Annotated in this window: 18 protein-coding genes and 1 tRNA gene; 8 read left to right on the top strand and 11 right to left on the bottom strand. The window is 70.7% G+C overall.

Translation table 11 applies throughout. The annotated features are described in order from the left end of the window. Nucleotides 1-131: 131 nt before the first annotated feature. The 4 genes from ACZ3IG_RS17330 to ACZ3IG_RS17315 all read right to left on the bottom strand — a co-directional run bounded on the left by ACZ3IG_RS17330 (nt 132) and on the right by ACZ3IG_RS17315 (nt 3,218). Nucleotides 132-461, bottom strand: a complete 330-nt coding sequence (locus ACZ3IG_RS17330) for a rhodanese-like domain-containing protein (protein WP_467433147.1) — start codon at nt 459-461, stop codon at nt 132-134. Between the two features lie 14 nt (nt 462-475). Beyond that, complete coding sequence (locus tag ACZ3IG_RS17325; RefSeq protein ID WP_467432808.1) at nt 476-1,318, bottom strand: hypothetical protein; 843 nt, start codon at nt 1,316-1,318, stop codon at nt 476-478. 119 nt (nt 1,319-1,437) lie between these two features. Then, complete coding sequence (locus ACZ3IG_RS17320; protein WP_467432806.1) at nt 1,438-2,892, bottom strand: DUF2252 domain-containing protein; 1,455 nt, start codon at nt 2,890-2,892, stop codon at nt 1,438-1,440. Nucleotides 2,893-3,131: 239 nt separating this feature from the next. Beyond that, nucleotides 3,132-3,218: transfer RNA gene (locus ACZ3IG_RS17315), tRNA-Leu, on the bottom strand. Nucleotides 3,219-3,699: 481 nt separating this feature from the next. Here ACZ3IG_RS17315 and ACZ3IG_RS17310 point away from each other — a divergent pair. The 6 genes from ACZ3IG_RS17310 to pknB all read left to right on the top strand — a co-directional run bounded on the left by ACZ3IG_RS17310 (nt 3,700) and on the right by pknB (nt 11,905). Beyond that, entirely contained in the window at nt 3,700-4,578 is an 879-nt protein-coding gene (locus ACZ3IG_RS17310; RefSeq protein ID WP_467432804.1) for an FhaA domain-containing protein, read from the top strand. Between the two features lie 10 nt (nt 4,579-4,588). Then, nucleotides 4,589-5,101 (top strand): FHA domain-containing protein FhaB/FipA, encoded by a 513-nt coding sequence (locus tag ACZ3IG_RS17305; RefSeq protein WP_215170362.1) that lies wholly within the window; start codon nt 4,589-4,591, stop codon nt 5,099-5,101. Between the two features lie 141 nt (nt 5,102-5,242). Then, nucleotides 5,243-6,781: a Stp1/IreP family PP2C-type Ser/Thr phosphatase gene (locus ACZ3IG_RS17300; RefSeq protein ID WP_467433145.1), complete on the top strand. Its 1,539-nt coding sequence runs from the start codon at nt 5,243-5,245 to the stop codon at nt 6,779-6,781. Nucleotides 6,782-6,808: 27 nt separating this feature from the next. Further along, a complete protein-coding gene (locus ACZ3IG_RS17295) occupies nt 6,809-8,242 on the top strand; it encodes an FtsW/RodA/SpoVE family cell cycle protein (RefSeq protein ID WP_467432803.1) in 1,434 nt (477 codons plus the stop codon). After that, entirely contained in the window at nt 8,239-9,711 is a 1,473-nt protein-coding gene (locus ACZ3IG_RS17290) for a peptidoglycan D,D-transpeptidase FtsI family protein (protein WP_467432801.1), read from the top strand. Before ACZ3IG_RS17295 ends, ACZ3IG_RS17290 begins: the two co-directional genes overlap by 4 nt. Before the next feature lie 190 nt (nt 9,712-9,901). After that, entirely contained in the window at nt 9,902-11,905 is a 2,004-nt protein-coding gene (gene pknB, locus ACZ3IG_RS17285; RefSeq protein ID WP_467432799.1) for a Stk1 family PASTA domain-containing Ser/Thr kinase, read from the top strand. Between the two features lie 70 nt (nt 11,906-11,975). Here pknB and ACZ3IG_RS17280 read toward each other — a convergent pair whose 3' ends face one another. The 5 genes from ACZ3IG_RS17280 to ACZ3IG_RS17260 form a co-directional block, all read right to left on the bottom strand. After that, the gene (locus tag ACZ3IG_RS17280) at nt 11,976-12,737 is read right to left on the bottom strand and encodes a class E sortase (RefSeq protein ID WP_467432797.1); all 762 of its coding nucleotides are present in this window, start codon (nt 12,735-12,737) and stop codon (nt 11,976-11,978) included. Between the two features lie 13 nt (nt 12,738-12,750). Next, nucleotides 12,751-13,866, bottom strand: a complete 1,116-nt coding sequence (locus ACZ3IG_RS17275; RefSeq protein WP_467432795.1) for a class E sortase — start codon at nt 13,864-13,866, stop codon at nt 12,751-12,753. Further along, nucleotides 13,863-14,501 carry an aminodeoxychorismate/anthranilate synthase component II gene (locus tag ACZ3IG_RS17270; RefSeq protein WP_215170374.1) on the bottom strand — a complete coding sequence of 213 codons (639 nt, stop codon included), beginning with the start codon at nt 14,499-14,501 and terminating at the stop codon, nt 13,863-13,865. The genes ACZ3IG_RS17275 and ACZ3IG_RS17270 overlap by 4 nt, the downstream gene beginning before the upstream one ends. Then, nucleotides 14,498-14,659 (bottom strand): hypothetical protein, encoded by a 162-nt coding sequence (locus ACZ3IG_RS17265; RefSeq protein WP_019324742.1) that lies wholly within the window; start codon nt 14,657-14,659, stop codon nt 14,498-14,500. Before ACZ3IG_RS17265 ends, ACZ3IG_RS17270 begins: the two co-directional genes overlap by 4 nt. A 96-nt stretch (nt 14,660-14,755) precedes the next feature. Next, on the bottom strand, nt 14,756-15,535 hold the full coding sequence (locus ACZ3IG_RS17260) for a DUF881 domain-containing protein (RefSeq protein ID WP_467432794.1): 780 nt from the start codon (nt 15,533-15,535) through the stop codon (nt 14,756-14,758). Between the two features lie 101 nt (nt 15,536-15,636). Here ACZ3IG_RS17260 and crgA point away from each other — a divergent pair, with 101 nt between their 5' ends. After that, on the top strand, nt 15,637-15,891 hold the full coding sequence (gene crgA, locus ACZ3IG_RS17255; protein ID WP_215170380.1) for a cell division protein CrgA: 255 nt from the start codon (nt 15,637-15,639) through the stop codon (nt 15,889-15,891). 256 nt (nt 15,892-16,147) lie between these two features. Here the strand turns inward: crgA and ACZ3IG_RS17250 are convergent, their stop codons facing one another. After that, the gene (locus ACZ3IG_RS17250) at nt 16,148-17,041 is read right to left on the bottom strand and encodes a rhomboid family intramembrane serine protease (protein ID WP_467432791.1); all 894 of its coding nucleotides are present in this window, start codon (nt 17,039-17,041) and stop codon (nt 16,148-16,150) included. Nucleotides 17,042-17,162: 121 nt separating this feature from the next. Beyond that, entirely contained in the window at nt 17,163-17,696 is a 534-nt protein-coding gene (locus tag ACZ3IG_RS17245) for a peptidylprolyl isomerase (protein ID WP_437086429.1), read from the bottom strand. A 405-nt stretch (nt 17,697-18,101) separates the two neighbouring features. On the opposite strand from ACZ3IG_RS17245, the gene ACZ3IG_RS17240 reads away from it, so the two are divergent. Then, nucleotides 18,102-18,800, top strand: coding sequence for a DUF5324 family protein (locus ACZ3IG_RS17240; protein ID WP_467432789.1), 699 nt, complete (start codon nt 18,102-18,104; stop codon nt 18,798-18,800). The last annotated feature ends 60 nt before the right edge of the window (nt 18,801-18,860 follow it).

Genomic DNA, 18,860 nt, shown 5'->3' with positions numbered 1-18,860 from the left:
GGGGCTGACCCGGAACGAATCCGGAGGCCGACCCGGAACGAACCCAGGACGAACCCGGAAGCCGACCCGCGGCCGGCCCTGAACCACCCCGGAAGCCACCCCGCACCCGCCCCGGAGCAGGAGGACCGCCCTCAGATCACATGCCCCGGCTCACCCGAGTCCGTCACCACCGGACGGCCCGCCGCGGCCCACACCTGCATGCCGCCGTCGACGTTCACCGCGTCGATGCCCTGCTGCGCCAGATACATGGTGACCTGCGCCGACCGCCCGCCGGACCGGCAGATCACATGGACCCGCCCGCCGTCGGGCGCCGCCTCGGCCAGCTCGCCGTACCGGGCGACGAACTCGCTGATCGGGATGTGCAGTGCCCCTTCGGCGTGACCCGCCCGCCACTCGTCGTCCTCGCGGACGTCCAGCAGGAAGTCGTCGTCCTTCAGGTCCGTGACCTCGACCGTGGGCACACCAGCTCCGAAACTCATACCCCGACGCTACCGGAACCCGTGTCCGGCGCGGCCTGTCCCAGCAGCGCGGCCAGCTCCGCCTCCCGCTCGGCCACCTGCGCCGTCAGCTGCTCGGCGATCTCGTCCAGCAGTTTGTCGGGATCGTCCGGGGCCAGCCGCAGCATCCCGCCGATCGCGCTCTGCTCCAGCTCGTTCGCGACCCGCGTCAGCAGTTCCTTGCGCTCGGCCAGCCACTCCAGCCGGGCGTACAGCTCCTCGGCGAGGCTCGGCCCCCGCTCCTGCTGCGGTCCGGCGTCCCACTCCTCGGCCAGCCGCCGCAGCTCAGCGGCGTCCCCGCGGGCGTAGGCGGCATTCACCCGGGTGATGAACTCCTCGCGCCGGGCCCGCTCGCCCTCCTCCTGCGCCAGGTCGGGGTGGGCCCGGCGGGCCAGCTCGCGGTAGAGCTTGCGGGCCTCCTCGCTGGGCCGCACCCGCTGCGGGGGCCGTACCTCCTGCCCGGTGAGCATCGCCGTGGCCTCCGGGAACAGCCCGTCCCCGTCCATCCAGCCGTGCAGCAGTTCCTCGACCCCGGGCAGCGGCATCAGCCGGGCCCGCGCCTCCTCGGCCAGCCGCAGATCCTCGGCGTCACCGCTGCGCGCGGCCTTCGCCTCCAGGATCCGCGCCTCCAGCTCGTCGAGGCGGGCGTAGACCGGGCCGAGCCGCTGGTGGTGCAGCCGGGAGAAGTTGTCGACCTCCACCCGGAAGGTCTCCACCGCGATCTCGTACTCGATGAGCGCCTGCTCGGCGGCCCGTACGGCCTTCTCCAGCCGTTCCTCGGGCCGCGCGGCACCGCTTTGCTCAGCTTCCGGGGTCGTCACACGCCCACCCTAGGCCCTGCCCCCGGCCTGCCGGGGGCCACACCCTCACACCCCGGCCCACGACCGTCCGGGAGCCACACCCTCACACCCCGGCCCACGACCATCCGGGAGCCACACCCTCACACCCCCAGCTCGGCGGCGACCCGTCCCGCCCGCACCGCCGCCACCAGCTCCGCGTGGTCGGCCTCCGTGCGGTCGGCGTAGGCGACGGCGAACGCGGCCACCGCCTCGTCCAGCTCCTCGTTCTTGCCGCAGTACCCGGCCACCCGGCGCGGGTCGGCGCTGTGCGCGTGGGCGCGGGCCAGCAGCGCGCCGGTCATCCGCGCGTAGTCGTCGACCTGGTCGGCGGCGAGCGCCGTCGCGTCCACGCTGCCCTTGCGGTTGCGGAACTGCCGTACCTGGAACGGCCGTCCGTCCACCGTCGTCCAGCCCAGCAGGATGTCGCTGACGACCTGCATCCGCTTCTGCCCCAGCACCACCCGCCGCCCCTCGTGGACCGCCGCGGGCACCTCGAAGCCGGCCGCCACCAGATGCGGCACCAGCGCGGAGGGCCGGGCCTCCTTCACCTGGAGGACCAGCGGCTCGCCCCGGTGGTCGAGGAGCAGCACCACGTACGACCGGGTCCCGACGCTGCCCGTGCCGACCACCCGGAACGCCACGTCGTGCACCGCGTACCGGGCCAGCAGCGGAAGCCGGTCCTCCGGCAGCGTCGTCAGGTACTCCTCCAGCGCCGCCGCCACCATCGCCGCCTCCGCGTCCGGCACCCGCCGCAGCACCGGCGGGGCGTCCACGAACCGCCGCCCGCCGTCCTCCGTCGCCTCGGTCGACCGGGCCGCGAACCGCCCGCTGGTGTTGTTCCGCGCCTTCTCCGCGACCCGCTCCAGCGTGCCCAGCAGATCGTGGGCGTCGGTGTGGGAGACCAGCGCCTCGTCGGCGATGGCGTTCCAGGCGTCCAGCACCGGCAGCCGGGCCAGCAGCCGCATCGTGCGCCGGTACGCGCCCGCCGCGTCCCACGCGGCCCGCCGGCACGTGTCCTCGTCGGCCCCGGTCTCCCGCCCCGCCAGCACCAGCGACGCCGCCAGCCGCTTCAGGTCCCACTCCCAGGGACCGTGGACCGTCTCGTCGAAGTCGTTCAGGTCGATGACCAGCCCGCCCCGGGCGTCGCCGTACAGGCCGAAGTTGGCCGCGTGCGCGTCCCCGCAGATCTGCGCCAGGATCCGGGTCATCGGCGTCCGCGCCAGGTCGTAGGCCATCAGACCGGCCGCGCCGCGCAGGAACGCGAAGGGGGTGGCCGCCATGCGCCCCGCCCGTATCGGGGTCAGTTCCGGCAGGCGGCCCCGGCTGGAATCCTCGACGGCCCGCACCGCGCCGGGCCGCCCGGCGTCCAGGTCGAGCGTCGCGTGCGCGGACCGCGGCACCAGCCGCCGCAGCGCCTTCCCCTCGGCCTTCGCGGCGCCACCCCAGGAACCTGCCCCGGCCCCGCCCCCGGCCCAGGAACCACCCCCGGACCACCGGGCGAACCCCGGCACGACCGGTATCCGTTCCCCACCCGTCCCGGCCGACAGCCCGGTCATCCGGTCGCCTCCCCTTGCCCGTACGTCACAGCACGTACGCCCTGCTCCGGCGCACGCCCGCGCGCCGCCCGCACACGCCGGCGACGCGCCTCGACGCTACCCCCCGCCCCACCGGGCCGGCACCCGAGCGCTGAGACCTTCCTCACAGCAGCACAGCAGCACGGCAGCACACCGGCCCACCGGCACAGCAGCACGCAAAGCGGAAGCCCCGTAGGTCTGAGACCTACGGGGCTTCCGTCTGGTGCGCGAGGGGGGAGTTGAACCCCCACGCCCTTGCGGGCACTGGAACCTGAATCCAGCGCGTCTGCCTATTCCGCCACCCGCGCATTGGGTGTGTCCTCCGGCTCCTTGCCCCGTTTCCCGCGGCCCGGCGCCTTCCGACATGCAGAACATTAGCACGCTGTCCGGGGTGGGTTCACATCCCTTTCCCCGCCCCCGGCGTCACCGGCGGGGCACGTCCCGGCGGGAAGCCGTTCACGTATCAACCTCGTACCGGTCCGGCCCGTCCTCCCGTGCGCGGGCCGGGTACACAGCCCGGTGCGGGACACTGGTCGTCGAGCGGCTCTACGATCCTGGGCAGGAGTACGCGCGACAGCGCGTCCCGCGGCGTTCGAAGAGGAGCTCCAGCGGGAACTCCGAGAGGCAGTCGACACCCTTCGACCGGGCCGCAAGGGGGAACCAGCCGATCGACCCGCGCGTGGATACGATCAGTAAGCAGTACCAGGCGAGCAGTACGCAGGCAGGCAGTACGCAGGGCAGCAGTACGCAGGGCAGTGAACAGGACGGCAGCGACGGAGGAGGTGCCCCATGGGAGTCCTGAAGAAGTTCGAGCAGCGTCTCGAAGGTCTGGTCAACGGCACCTTCGCGAAGGTCTTCAAGTCCGAGGTACAGCCCGTGGAGATCGCGGGCGCGCTGCAGCGCGAGTGCGACAACAACGCGACCATCTGGAACCGCGACCGCACGGTCGTCCCCAATGACTTCATCGTGGAGCTGAGCACGCCCGACTTCGAGCGCCTCAGCCCCTACTCCGGCCAGCTCGGCGACGAACTGGCCGGAATGGTGCGCGACTACGCCAAGCAGCAGCGCTACACCTTCATGGGACCGATCAAGGTCAACCTGGAGAAGGCGGACGACCTCGACACCGGTCTGTACCGGGTCCGCAGCCGCACCCTCGCCTCCTCCACCTCGCAGGCCCCGGGCGCGCCCGCCGCACCCCCCGCGCCCCCGGCCGGCCGCCCCGGCGGCTACGGCTACCCGCCCGCCGCGGCACCCGCCCCGGCCCCGCCGATGCCGGCCGCGCCGCCGCCCGGCGCCCGCGGCGCGGGCGGGGGCTACGGCTACCCGCCGCCCGCGAGCGCCCCGCGGCCGCCGGCCGCACCGGCGCCCGCCCCCGCAGCCGGCGGACGCACCCGCCACTGGATCGAGATCAACGGTGCCCGCCACCAGATCTCCCGCGCGACGCTCGTGCTGGGCCGCAGCACCGAGGCCGACGTGCGGATCGACGACCCCGGCGTGAGCCGACGGCACTGCGAGATCCGGACCGGAACGCCCTCGACGATCCAGGATCTCGGCTCCACCAACGGCATCGTGGTGGACGGGCAGCACACCACCCGCGCTACGCTCCGCGACGGCTCGCGGATCGTCGTGGGCAGTACCACCGTTATCTACAGGCAAGCCGAAGGGTGATCCGGGGGCAATGTCAGAGCTGACCCTCACGGTCATGCGGCTGGGTTTTCTCGCCGTACTGTGGCTGTTCGTGATCGTGGCCGTGCAGGTCATCCGCAGCGACCTGTTCGGTACGCGCGTCACCCAGCGCGGGTCGCGCCGGGACGCCGGGCGGGACCGGCAGCAGGCCGCGCGGCAGGCGCCCGCACCGCAGCGCCAGCAGCCGAGCGGTGGCCGCGGCCGCCGCAACGCTCCCACCAAACTGGTGGTGACCGAGGGCACCCTCGCGGGCACCACCGTGGCCCTCCAGGGCCAGACCATCACGCTCGGCCGGGCACACGACTCGACGATCGTGCTGGACGACGACTACGCCTCCAGCCGCCATGCCAGGATCTACCCGGACCGCGACGGCCAGTGGATCGTCGAGGACCTCGGCTCCACCAACGGCACGTACCTGGACAGGTCCCGGCTGACGACGCCCACGCCCATCGCACCGGGCGCGCCGATCCGCATCGGCAAGACCGTCATCGAGCTGCGGAAGTAGTGCTACACCAATGAATGAGCGCGAGCGGAGCGAGCACGCGGCGGCGGCCGGCACCCCGGGCCCCGGCGCGCTCCCGACCGGAGGGTGGGCAGTGTGGCTCGACACGACCGGCTGTACCCGGAGCCGACGGGCGAGGTGCGCATGAGTCTGTCACTGCGCTTCGCCGCCGGATCGCACAAAGGCATGATCCGGGAGGGCAACGAGGACTCCGGTTACGCCGGTCCGCGCCTGCTCGCCATCGCCGACGGCATGGGCGGCCAGGCCGCCGGCGAGGTCGCCTCCTCCGAGGTGATCTCCACCATCGTCGCCCTCGACGACGACGTGCCCGGCTCCGACATCCTCACCTCGCTCGGCACCGCCGTGCAGCGCGCCAACGAGCAGCTGCGGCAGATGGTCGAGGAGGACCCCAGCCTCGAAGGCATGGGCACCACGCTGACCGCCCTGCTGTGGACGGGCCAGCGGCTCGGCATGGTGCACGTCGGCGACTCCCGCGCCTACCTCCTGCGGGACGGCGTACTGACCCAGATCACCCAGGACCACACCTGGGTACAGCGCCTCGTCGACGAGGGCCGCATCACCGAGGAGGAGGCCGGGACGCACCCCCAGCGCTCCCTCCTGATGCGCGCGCTGGGCAGCGGCGACCACGTCGAACCCGACCTGTCCATCCGCGAGGTGCGGGCCGGCGACCGCTACCTGATCTGCTCCGACGGGCTCTCCGGCGTCGTCTCCCACCAGACGATGGAGGACACCCTCGCCAGCTACCAGGGCCCCCAGGAGACCGTGCAGGAGCTGATCCAGCTCGCCCTGCGCGGCGGCGGCCCCGACAACATCACCGTGATCATCGCCGACGTCCTCGACCTGGACACCGGGGACACCCTCTCCGGGCAGCTCTCCGACACCCCGGTCGTGGTCGGCGCCGTCGCCGAGAACCAGGCGCAGTTCGGCGACAACGGCATCATGCAGACCCCGGCGGGCCGCGCCTCCGGGCTCGGCCGCCGGGGGGCCGGGGGCGGCGGCGAGTTCGGCCCGCCCGGCAGCGGCGACACCACCGGCTACATCCCCGCCGACGGCCTCGACTACGGCGACGACGACTTCACCAAGCCGCGCAAGAGCCGCCGCTGGCTGAAGAGATCCTTCTACTCGGTCCTCGCCCTCGCCGTCATCGGCGGCGGACTCTACGGCGGCTACCGCTGGACCCAGACCCAGTACTACGTCGGCACCAACGACGACCACGTCGCCCTCTACCGGGGCATCAGCCAGGACCTGGCCTGGGTGTCGCTGTCGAAGGTGGAGAAGGACCACCCCGAGATCGAACTCAAGTACCTGCCGCCGTACCAGCTGAAGTCGGTCGAGGAGACCATCGCCGAGGGCGACCTCAGCGACGCGCGGCGGAAGATCGACGAACTGGCCGTACAGGCCTCCGCCTGCCAGAAGCAGGCCGAACGGCGCACCACGCAGAACGAGAGCAACGCGAAGACGGGCGAGGGCGAGGCCGGGGGCACCGGAACCGACCCTGTCTCCCTCACGTCCAAGGCGAGCCCGACGCCCACCTCGTCGGCCACGTCCGGGACCGCCGAGACGCCCGATCCGTCCCCGTCCACGACCGCACCCAGTCCCGATGCCGGCCCCACCCTCTCGGAGGAAGAGCAGAAGGTCGTCTCGCGGTGCGGTGAGCAGTAGGCAAGCCGTGAGAGGCCCTGTCACACGATGAGCAGTACTTCCAACTCGCCGACGCACCACACGTCCACGATCGGCGCCATCGGAGCGCCGAGCCGGCGCAACACCGAGCTGGCGCTGCTGGTCTTCGCCGTGGTCATCCCGGTCTTCGCCTACGCCAACGTGGGTCTCGCCATCAACGACGAGATCCCCGCCGGGCTGCTGAGCTACGGTCTGGGCCTCGGCCTGCTGGCCGCCGTGGGCCACCTGGTGGTGCGCAAGTTCGCCCCGTACGCGGACCCCCTGCTGCTGCCCCTGGCCACGCTCCTCAACGGCCTCGGGCTCGTCGCCATCTGGCGGCTGGACCAGTCCGACCTGCTCCAGTCCATCGAGCAGGCCGGCACCGCCGCGCCCCGGCAGCTGATGTACACCGCGATGGGCATCGCCCTCTTCCTCGCGGTCCTGATCTTCCTCAAGGACCACCGCGTCCTGCAGCGCTACACCTACATCTCCATGGTCGGCGCGCTGATCCTGCTGCTGCTGCCGCTGGTGCCGGGCCTCGGCCAGAACATCTACGGCGCCAAGATCTGGATCAAGGTCGGCAGCTTCTCCATCCAGCCGGGTGAGTTCGCGAAGATCGTCCTGGCGATCTTCTTCGCCGGCTACCTGATGGTGAAGCGCGACGCCCTCGCCCTGGCCAGCCGCCGCTTCATGGGCCTCTACCTGCCCCGCGGCCGCGACCTCGGCCCGATCCTGGTCGTCTGGATCGTCTCGATCCTCATCCTGGTCTTCGAGACCGACCTCGGTACGTCGTTGCTGTTCTTCGGCATGTTCGTGATCATGCTGTACGTCGCCACCGAGCGGACCAGCTGGATCGTCTTCGGTCTGCTGATGTCCGCGGTCGGCGCGGTCGGCGTGGCCAGCTTCGAACCCCACATCCAGCAGCGCGTGGACGCCTGGCTCGACCCGATGCGCGAGTACACGCTCTCCCAGCAGGGCGTCGTCGGCCACTCCGAGCAGGCGATGCAGGCGCTGTGGGCGTTCGGCTCCGGCGGCACCCTGGGCACCGGCTGGGGCCAGGGCCACTCCGAGCTGATCCGGTTCGCCGCCAACTCCGACTTCATCCTCGCCACCTTCGGCGAGGAACTGGGCCTGGCCGGTCTGATGGCCCTGCTGCTGCTGTACGCGCTCATCGTGGAGCGCGGCGTGCGCACCGCCCTCGCCGCCCGCGACCCCTTCGGCAAGCTGCTGGCCATCGGCCTCTCCGGCGCCTTCGCGCTCCAGGTCTTCATCGTCGCCGGCGGCGTCATGGGCCTCATCCCGCTCACCGGTATGACGATGCCGTTCCTGGCGTACGGCGGTTCCTCCGTCATCGCCAACTGGGCCCTGATCGGTGTCCTGCTGCGCATCAGCGACACCGCGCGCCGCCCGGCCCCCGCCCCCGCCAACCCCGACGCCGAGATGACCCAGGTGGTCCGACCGTGAACAAGCCACTGCGCCGCATCGCGCTCTTCTGCGGCCTCCTGGTCCTCACCCTCCTGCTCCGCGACAACTGGCTCCAGTACGTCAAGGCCGACGAGCTCAAGACCGACGACAAGAACCGCCGCGTCCTCATCGAGCGGTACGCCTCCCCGCGCGGCGACATCATCGTCGACGGCAAGGCCATCACCGGACACGCCACCACCGAGGGCGACTTCGAGTACAAGCGCACGTACAAGAACGGCGCCATGTGGGCGCCGGTCACCGGCTTCGTCTCCCAGGCGTACGGCGCCACCCAGCTCGAAGCGATCAACGACGGCATCCTCACCGGCAACGACGACCGCCTCTTCTTCCGCAACACCCTGGACATGATCACGGGGAAGAAGAAGGAGGGCGGCAACGTCGTCACCACCCTCAGCTCCGCCGCGCAGAAGGCCGCCTACGACGGTCTGAAGGCGCAGGGCGGCAAGGGCGCGGTCGTCGCCTTGGAGCCGTCCACCGGCAAGGTCCTGGCGATGGCCTCCTACCCGTCGTACGACCCCTCGTCGTTCGCCGGCGGCAGCGACGCCGACGCCAAGGCGTGGAAGTCGCTGCTGAAGGAGAACAACGAGGACGACCCGACGCTGAACCGGGCCCTGCGCGAGGTCTACCCGCCCGGCTCCACCTTCAAGGTGCTCACCGCCGCGGCGGCCCTGGAGAACGGCCTCTACAAGAGCGCCGACGAGAAGACGGACTCGCCGCTGCCCTGGACCATGCCGGGCACCACGACGCCGCTGCCCAACGAGGGCGACCTCCCCTGCAAGAACGCCAGCCTCCGCGAGGCGCTGCGGGTGTCCTGCAACACCGTCTTCGGCAAGATCGGCTCCGATCTCGGCAACGAGAAGATGCTGGAGATGGCCAAGAAGTTCGGCTTCACCGAGGAGCAGTTCGTCCCGGTCCGCTCCAGCGCCTCGGTCTTCTCCGACGACATGGAGCCCTCGCAGGTCGCGCTCTCCTCCATCGGCCAGTTCAACACCGCCGCGACCCCGCTGCAGATGGCGATGGTCACCTCGGCGATCGCCAACAACGGCACGCTGATGCAGCCGTACATGGTCGACGAGCTGCAGGCCCCCAACCTGGACACCATCGAGAAGACCGACCCGAAGGAGCTGAGCAAGCCGCTGTCCGCGGACAACGCCCAGATCCTCCAGTCGATCATGGAGACGGTCGTCGAGGACGGTACGGGAACCAACGCGCAGATCGACGGCGTCACCGTCGGTGGCAAGACCGGTACCGCCCAGCACGGTGTCGACAACAGCGAGAATCCGTACGCGTGGTTCATCTCCTACGCCAAGCAGAGCGACGGCAGCTCGCCGGTTGCCGTCGCCGTGGTGGTCGAGGACGAGAACGCCAACCGTGACGACATCTCCGGCGGCGGCCTCGCGGCGCCGATCGCGAAGAACGTCATGAAGGCCGTCATCGACAGCAAGAAGTGACCACCGGCTGAACGGGACGTGACTCCTGTCACGTCCCCTTCACATCGGCGCACGTTGCGATACCGGTCGTGTATCGGCTACCGGGCTTGGCCAAGTCGCACGGAGCGAGCCGGGTACGGTAGGCCGGACGGCAGCCTCCGACCGTACAAGCAGGCCGGTCGGGACCGACGGAGAGGGCTGGTAGGTAGCTATGGAAGAGCCGCGTCGCCTAGGCGGCCGGTACGAGCTGGGCCCGGTGCTCGGCCGTGGTGGCATGGCGGAGGTTTACCACGCGCATGACACCCGGCTCGGTCGCCAGGTGGCGGTGAAGACGCTCCGCGCCGACATGGCACGCGACCCGTCCTTCCAGGCCCGGTTCCGCCGGGAGGCCCAGTCGGCCGCCTCGCTCAACCATCCCGCGATCGTGGCGGTCTACGACACGGGCGAGGACTACATCGACGGGGTCTCCATCCCGTACATCGTCATGGAGTACGTCGACGGCTCCACCCTGCGCGAACTGCTCCACAGCGGCCGCAAGCTGCTGCCCGAGCGGACGCTGGAGATGACCATCGGCATCCTCCAGGCGCTGGAGTACTCGCACCGCGCCGGCATCGTCCACCGCGACATCAAGCCGGCCAACGTGATGCTGACCCGCAACGGCCAGGTCAAGGTCATGGACTTCGGCATCGCCCGCGCGATGGGCGACGCCGGCATGACGATGACGCAGACGGCGGCCGTCATCGGCACCGCCCAGTACCTCTCCCCGGAGCAGGCCAAGGGCGAGCAGGTCGACGCCCGCTCGGACCTGTACTCCACCGGCTGCCTCCTCTACGAGCTGCTGACCGTCCGCCCGCCGTTCGTCGGCGACTCCCCCGTGGCGGTCGCCTACCAGCACGTACGGGAGGAGCCGCAGCCGCCCAGCGTCTTCGACCCCGAGATCACGCCCGAGATGGACGCGATCGTGCTGAAGGCGCTGACCAAGGACCCGAACTACCGGTACCAGTCGGCCGACGAGATGCGCATGGACATCGAGGCCTGCCTCGACGGCCAGCCGGTCGCCGCCACCGCCGCGATGGGCGCCGTCGGCTACGGCGGCTACCCCGACGACCAGCCGACCACGGCCCTGCGCGCCGACTCCGGCGCCGGCGCCACCTCGATGCTGCCGCCGATGAACCCGGACGACGGCGGCTACGGCTACGACGAGCAGCGTCCCGACCGGCGCCGCCAGCCCCAGCGCAAGTCCAACACCTCCACGATCGTGCTGGTCGTCGCGGGCATCCTCGTCCTGATCGGCGCCATCCTGATCGGCCGGGAGATCTTCAGCAGCGGCGGCACCGACGACGGCACGGTCAGCGCGCCGAACTTCGTCGGCCAGACCAAGGCGGAGGCCAAGCAGCAGGCCGTCAACGCCGACCTGAAGGTGGCCTTCACCGAGGACTCCTGCGAGGCCGAGGCCAAGGGCAAGATCTGCTCCCAGGACCCGGACGCAGGCGCGGACGTCGACAAGGAGACGACCATCAACCTCGTGGTCTCCACCGGCGCCCCCAAGGTCGAGGTCCCCGACGTCGAGGGCCAGAGCTACTCCGACGCGGAGGCGGCGCTGGAGGAGGCGGGCTTCGAGGTCGAGCAGAAGACCGAGGAGTCCACCGAGACGCCGGACACGGTCATCTCCCAGGACCCCGCGGGCGGCACCTCGAAGGCGAAGGGCTCCACCGTCACCCTGACCGTGGCCAAGGAGACGGCCCAGGTGACCGTGCCGGACATCACCGGCAAGACGCCGGACGAGGCCAAGTCCATCCTGGAGGCCAAGGGCCTGGTCCTCGGCACCCAGAGCACCGAGGAGTCCAGCGCCCAGGAAGAGGGCAAGATCTTCGAGCAGAGCCTCGCCCCGGGCAGCGACGTCGACCGCGGCAGCACCGTCACGGTGAAGATCGCCAAGGCCCCGGCCGAGGAGACGGCGTTCGCGATGCCGAAGGTGACCGGCATGACGGTCGGCGAGGCGAAGAACGTCCTGTCCCAGGCCGGTCTCGAACTCCAGGGCATCTCCGGCTCCCAGGAGGACAACGCCAACGTCGTCGCGAGCAACCCGACCGAGGGTCAGCAGGTCAAGAAGGGCGACAAGGTCACCTTGATCGCCACTCCGGCGACCGACGGCAACAACGGAAACGGGAACGGCAACGGCAACGGCAACTGGTGGGACAGCTTCGGCGGCTGACGCCCGCCGCCCCGCACGGCAAGAGCCCCGGTCCTGGGACGAGGACCGGGGCTCTTGCCGTGGCTGCCGCTCAGCGCAGTTCCTTCGGCACCGTCCGCTCGCTGTCCACCTTCTCCGTGCGCACCAGCTCGCCCCAGACGATGTACCGGTAGCGGCTCGTGTAGACCGGCGTGCACGTCGTCAGCGTGATGTAGTGCCCGGCCTTCTTCTTCCCGGACTCCTTCGGGATCTTCCCGAGGACGTCGACGTTGTACTTCGAGGTCTCCGGGAGGATGCCGTAGACCTTGTAGACGTACCAGGTGTCCTTCGTCTCGAAGACGATCGGGTCGCCCTTGCCGATCTTGTCGATGTTGTGGAACTCGGCGCCGTGCCCGTCCCGGTGCGCGGCCAGCGAGAAGTTGCCCTTCTTGCCGGTCATGGGCAGCTCCGCCTTGACCGGGTCGGTGTAGTAGCCGGCGACCCCGTCGTTCAGGATCTTCATCGAGGTGCCCTTCTCGACGAGGATCTCGCCCTTGCTCATCGCCGGGACGTGCAGGAAGCCGATGCCGGCCTTGGTGTCCAGTGCCCCGGGGCCGTCCGAACCGCCCCTGCCCTGCGCCCAGTTGTCCCGGACCTGGTCACCCTGCCTGTCGGCCTCGCGGTCCGCCATGACGTTCGTCCACCACAGGGAGTAGACGACGAACAGGCCCATCACCAGGCCGGCGGTGATGAGGAGCTCGCCGAAGACACTGACGGCCGACGCGATCCGGCCGCGACCGCGCGGTGGCGGAGCCGGCTCGGAGGCGGGCCCGTCGGTGTGCTCTTCGTGCTCGGTATCGGTGGTCGCTGCCACTGGTCATCTGCCCTTAGTCGACGAGTGCGTCCGGCTTGCCCTTGCTGCGCGGCCGTTCCTCGGACATCTTGCCCCACACGATCATCCGGTACTTGCTGGTGAACTCCGGCGTGCACGTGGTGAGGGTGATGTAGCGGCCGGGCCCCGTGAACCCCGACTGCTGCGGGACCGGGTCCAGCACACTGGTGTTGCTCGGCGACGTCACCGGCAGGATCGACGCCATCTTGTAGACGAAGTACTCGTCCTGCGTCTCCACGACGATCGGATCGCCCGGCTGGAGCTTGTTGATGTACCGGAACGGCTCGCCGTGCGTGTTGCGATGTCCCGCGAGCCCGAAGTTGCCGGTCTTGGCGTCCGGCATCGCCGTCTTCAGCGCGCCCTCGGCGTAGTGCCCCACCATGCCCCGGTCGAGCACCTTCTCGTTGCTGATGCCCTCGGCGATCGGCACCACGACGTCCAGCTTGGGGATGTGCAGCAGCGCGAAGCCCTGACCGGGCTCGAAGGTCCCCGGGTTGCGCTTGCCGTCGGCCCAGTCGTCCTGGAGGCTGCTCGCCGCCTTGTCCGCCTGCGCCTGCGCCCGCACGTTCGTCCACCACAGCTGGTAGGTGACGAACAGCAGCATCAGCACACCGGTGGTGATGAACAGTTCGCCGATCACCCGGCTGGCGACCGTCGCCGCGCTCGGCCTGCTCGCCCGGGCCAGCCGCCGCGCCTCGACCCGGGTGAGCGGCGCTCTCGGACCCTCGTCGCCCCCCTGCGGCGCCGTCGGACCCGCGGGCGCCTTGGCGGTGCCCGACGCCCTGCGGGAGGCCCCACGGCCGCCCTGACGCCGTTTGGCGGCCTTCCTGCGGGCCGCACGGCCGCCCGGCACGGGCGCGGAGGGGCTTCGTCCGGCGCTCGTCCGCGCCGCCGGGTCCACGACCCGCAGCGCCACCGTCTCGTCGTCGTACCGGCCGCCGCCCCCGAGCGCGCCCTGGTCCCCGTACGGCTCCTGCCCGTACGAGGCCCCCGCCGGGCGGGCGTCACCGTGCGCCGGGGCGGCACCGTGCGCCGGGGCGTCCGCGAACGCCCCCCCGGACAGCCCGGCCGCCTCGGCGCCGGGCTCCCGCTCGGGGCGCAGCGCGGTCACGCCGTGGCCCTGCCCACCACCGGGGCGAGCCCCGCGGACCTCGCCACCGCGCCTTCGTCGCCGCACTCCGCCAGCCAGTTGGCCAGCATCAGGTGTCCGTGCTCGGTCAGCACCGACTCGGGGTGGAACTGCACGCCCTCGACGGGCAGTTCCCGGTGCCGCAGCCCCATCACGATCCCGTCGGGCGTGCGGGCGGTCACCTCCAGCTCGGCCGGCACCGTGCCCGGCTCGGCGGCCAGGGAGTGGTAACGGGTCGCCGTGAACGGCGAGGGGAGGCCGGCGAAGACGCCCTTGCCCCCGTGCTCGACCGGCGAGGTCTTGCCGTGCAGCAGTTCCGGCGCCCGGTCCACCACACCGCCGTACGCCACCTGCATCGACTGCATGCCGAGGCAGACCCCGAAGACGGGGACGCCGGTCGCCGCGCAGTGCCGGACCATGTCCACGCAGACGCCCGCCTGCTCGGGCGCGCCCGGCCCCGGCGACAGCAGCACGCCGTCGAAGCCGTCCTGGGCGTGCGCCGTGGAGACCTCGTCGTTGCGCAGCACCTCGCACTCGGCGCCCAGCTGGTAGAGGTACTGGACCAGGTTGAAGACGAAGCTGTCGTAGTTGTCGACGACGAGAATCCGCGCACTCACTGGTTGTCCACCGTCACATCGTTGAAGGGAAGCAGCGGCTCGGCCCACGGGAAGACGTACTGGAACAGGACGTAGACCACGGCCACGACGAGCACGAGCGAGAGCAGCGCCTTCACCCATGCGTTTCCCGGCAGATGCCGCCAGATCCAGCCGTACATGCCGTCCCTTCCGTCGCACCACGGCACCAGAATCACGCCGTACGCCACCAGACTAACGGCGCGATGCCTCCGGTTTCCCGGTCTCCGCGGGGCCGGTCACTCCACGGGATCGGCGTAGTGCAGGTCCACCGTGCCCGAGTAGCCGGGCAGCGTGACCGCGCCGTCCTCCTCGACGTTCCAGCCGAGTCCGTAGACGTTGACGTACACCATGTAGTTCTGGATCGCCGGGGACGCCGACAGCGCGTCTTTCAGCTTCTCCGGGTCGCCGACCGCCGTGACCTTGTACGGCGGTGAGTAGACGCGGCCCTGGAGGATCAGCGTGTTGCCGACGCAGCGCACGGCGCTGGTGGATATCAGCCGCTGGTCCATGACCTTGATGCCCTCGGCGCCGCCCTGCCACAGCGCGTTCACCACGGCTTGCAGGTCCTGCTGGTGGATCACCAGGTAGTCGGGCTCCGGCTCGGGGTAGCCGGGCAGCTTGGCGGTGGCGTCCGGCGGGGCGTCGTCCAGGGTGACGGTGAGCGCCTCGCCCTTCAGCTCCTGCGTGCCCGCGCGCCGTTCCAGGGCGGCGAGCTTGTCGTCCTCCGCCTCGGTGCTGCCGTCGTCGCGCTCGGCGAGGGCCTCGATGTCGTCGCGCAGGGCGGCGTTGGTCTCGTCCAGGGTGCCGTTGTCCCGGCTGCGCTCCTGGATGAGGTCGGAGAGCTTCAGCAGGGAGTCGTCGGTGCGGATGTCGGTGCCCTTGGCCGTGTCGAAGCTGGTGAAGAAGATCAGCCCGGCGAGCGCGAAGACGGCCGCGGTCAGGACCCGTACGGGCCGGAACCGGCGTCGGCGGGCAGCACTGGATCCGGCCTGGGGGGAGTCGGCAGAATTGCTCAACGTACCCTTATCTCCTTCGGCGCCACGGAAGCACTACGCTAACGGACGCCCGGACCCAGTTCCCTGCGCGGCCACGCAGCGCATCGACAGGAGAGACCCTCGTGCCGAAGTCACGTATCCGCAAGAAGGCAGATTTCACGCCGCCGCCGGCGAAGCAGTCGACGAGCATCAAGCTGAACAGCCGTGCCTGGGTCGCCCCCGTCATGCTGGCCATGTTCCTCATCGGCCTCGCCTGGATCGTGGTGTTCTACGTGACCGACGGCTCGCTGCCGGTCGAGAGCCTGGGCAACTGGAACATCGTGGTGGGCTTCGGCTTCATCGCCGCCGGGTTCGGCGTCTCCACGCAGTGGAAGTAGCGCCCACCCGCTGGTGAACACAGCTCTGCCCACGGCTATCCACTGAGTTATCCACAGCCCTTGTCCACACGCTGGGGAAAAGAAACGACGATCTGTGGATAACTCACCGGAGGTTGACGCCGGTACGACAGACATACCGGTAACCGAAAGTACGTTCGCCCCCGGCTGACCTGCGGAAACGCGGGTCGGTGACAGGGGGCGCACGCGTTCCCACGCCCTGTGCACAAGACGCGGCACCGATGTGGACAACCGGCGCTCAGCTGAGCTGGCCGGTCCTCACCAGGGCCAGCGCGAGAGTGATCACGAACACCAGCGCACAGGTGCCGTACTGGACGAGGGCCCGCCGCTCCCGCGGGGCGTGGACCATGCCGTAGCCGATCACGACACCGGCGACGAGTCCGCCGACGTGGGCCTGCCAGGCGATGTTGAAGCCCGGACTGAAGGTGAAGATCAGGTTGATCGCCAGCAGGGCGATGACCGGCCGCATGTCGTACCGCAGCCTGCGCAGCAGCACGGCGGTGGCGCCGAAGAGACCGAAAACGGCACCGGAGGCGCCCAGCGAGGGCTGGTTGGGCGCGGCGATCAGGTAGGTGAGGGCGCTGCCGGCCAGTCCGGACAGGACGTAGAGCGCGAGGTAGCGGGCCCGGCCGAGCGCCTGTTCCAGGGGGCCGCCGATCCACCAGAGGCTGAGCATGTTGAAGATGATGTGGATGAGGCTCCCGTGCAGGAACATCGCGGTGAGCAGGCGGTACCACTGGCCGTCGGCGACGCCCTCGACGGAGCCGAGCAGCGGTACGTAGGCCTGGCCGATGAGTTCGAACCGCGCGGTGAAACGGTCGCCGACGGCGATCTGGACCAGGTAGAACGCGGCGTTGAGACCGACCAGGATCTTGGTGAGCAGCCGGGGGTCGGCGACGACGGTGCCGCCCGCCAGGGTGCGGGGCCGGCTCGCGGCGGGGGCGTGGCCGGTGCCGGAACCGCCGCGGACGCAGTCGGGGCACTGGAATCCGACGGAGGCGTCGATCATGCACTCAGGGCAGACCGGGCGTTCGCAGCGGGTGCAGCGGACGCCGGTGGCGCGGTCCGGGTGGCGGTAGCAGGTCGGCGGGGTCCCGGCGTCCTGTGGCGTGCCTCCCGCTGCCTGGTCCATGAGGTGTCCCCTTGTCCCCTCGATCGTCGTGTGCAATGCACCCGCCCCGCCCATCCCTACGGATGAGCGGGGCGTCAGGTTCCCGTGGCGGCCGGCCGCGGCCGGTGCCGGCAGGGCCGGATCAGCCCTCGCGGGTCTCCACGACGACCGTCTCGATGACGACGTCCTTGACCGGACGGTCGGTGCGCGGGTTGGTCTGCGTGGTGGCGATGGCGTCCACGACCTTCTGGCTGGCCGCGTCGGCGACCTCACCGAAGATGGTGTGCTTGCGGTTCAGCCACGTCGTCGGGGCGACGGTGATGAAGAACTGCGAGCCGTTGGTGCCCGGACCGGCGTTGGCCATGGCCAGCAGGTAGGGCTTGTCGAAGGCGAGGTCCGGGTGGAACTCGTCCTCGAACTGGTAACCGGGACCGCCGGTGCCGTTGCCCAGCGGGTCGCCGCCCTGGAGCATGAACCCGCTGATCACCCGGTGGAAGACCGTTCCGTCGTAGAGCTTGTCCGTGGACTTCTGGCCGGTGGCCGGGTGGGTCCACTCGCGCTCGCCCTTGGCCAGCTCGACGAAGTTCTTCACCGTCTTGGGGGCGTGGTTCGGCAGGAGCCGGACGTTGATGTCCCCGTGGTTGGTCTTCAGGGTGGCGTAAAGCTGCTCAGCCACGATCTGCCTTCCGTTGTCTTCCTTGTGACCCCCCGATCCTCGCACGGACCGCCGCGCACGTCGCCCAGCGGCCGATCGTTGCCCCTCTTCAGCGCGTGTCGCTTGCGGAAATCCGGCCGAGTACTCCCGAGCCGGGGGCGCTGCGCGTCGATCCGTGGCATTGTCGACGACAAGCTCCCGTTGCCCCGTATTCACCCGCTATCCCCGTCGATCACCCGGTTGATCACCGGTCGATCTTCGCTCGATCTCCGGTTGATCTTCGGTTGATCTCCGGTTGATCGCCTTTCGGTACGGCTCGCCATGACCCGGATGCCCGCCCTCACATGCCTGGCGGGGTGTCGGCAGGCATGATCCGTAAAAGGGTGGAAAGTCGAATTACCGTACGCCACCGAGGAGGAGGAACCCGTGACCCGCATCGACAGCGTGCGCGCCGCGACCGGTTCGGCGAAGGACAGCGTGCTGCACGCCGCGGAAGTGGTGGCGCCCTACGCCGACACGGCCAAGGACAGGGCCGCGCACTACGCACACGAGGCGCGCGTACGGCTGGCGCCCAAGGTGTCCCTTGCCGCCGACCAGGCCCGGCTGCAGTACGGCGCGTATGTCGCGCCGCGTCTGGAACAGGCCCTCTCGCACGTGCCGCCGAAGGTGGACCTGGCCGCCCATGAGGCGGCCCTGCGTGCCCGTATCGCCGCCCGGCAAGCGGCCGAGTACTCCCGGCCCAAGGTGGAACAGGCGGTGGCGGCGGCCGGTCCCGTCCGGGACGAGGCGGCGCTGCGCGGTGCCGCGGCGCTGGCGGCGCTGCGCGGTCAGGTCTCGCCCAAGGAGATCCAGAAGCTGGTCCGCAAGCACGAGCGGCGGGCGAAGGCCGGCCGTGCCGTCAGGGTGCTGGCGGTCCTGGGTCTCGTGGCGGGTGGCGCCTTCGCCGCGTGGAAGTGGTGGGACAAGCAGGCCAACCCGGACTGGCTGGTCGAGCCGCCCGAGGCGACGGAGGTCCCGGAGCCGGGCCGGCTGTCGTCGGTGGACGGCAGCGGGGCGACGCTCGATCCCGAGGTGGAGGCCAAGCAGGCCGAGGACGAGGCCGCCAAGGGCGACGACCAGCGCTGACGCCCCCTACCGGGGCCGGACACAACGGCGCGGGGCGGGAGAGCCGGACTCTCCCGCCCC

The organism is Streptomyces sp. NPDC016677 (assembly GCF_055562815.1).
Note: the sequence above shows the minus strand (reverse complement) of the source record. Positions and strands in the feature narration are given on the sequence as shown.

Excerpts from the sequence above, each read along its gene's own strand:
- ACZ3IG_RS17300 (WP_467433145.1), top strand. The coding sequence starts at position 5,243 with ATGAGTCTGTCACTGCGCTTCGCCGCCGGATCGCACAAAGGCATGATC.
- ACZ3IG_RS17250 (WP_467432791.1), bottom strand. The coding sequence starts at position 17,041 with ATGGACCAGGCAGCGGGAGGCACGCCACAGGACGCCGGGACCCCGCCG.
- ACZ3IG_RS17310 (WP_467432804.1), top strand. The coding sequence starts at position 3,700 with ATGGGAGTCCTGAAGAAGTTCGAGCAGCGTCTCGAAGGTCTGGTCAAC.
- ACZ3IG_RS17320 (WP_467432806.1), bottom strand. The coding sequence starts at position 2,892 with ATGACCGGGCTGTCGGCCGGGACGGGTGGGGAACGGATACCGGTCGTG.
- ACZ3IG_RS17305 (WP_215170362.1), top strand. The coding sequence starts at position 4,589 with ATGTCAGAGCTGACCCTCACGGTCATGCGGCTGGGTTTTCTCGCCGTA.
- ACZ3IG_RS17295 (WP_467432803.1), top strand. The coding sequence starts at position 6,809 with ATGAGCAGTACTTCCAACTCGCCGACGCACCACACGTCCACGATCGGC.
- pknB (WP_467432799.1), top strand. The coding sequence starts at position 9,902 with ATGGAAGAGCCGCGTCGCCTAGGCGGCCGGTACGAGCTGGGCCCGGTG.
- ACZ3IG_RS17265 (WP_019324742.1), bottom strand. The coding sequence starts at position 14,659 with ATGTACGGCTGGATCTGGCGGCATCTGCCGGGAAACGCATGGGTGAAG.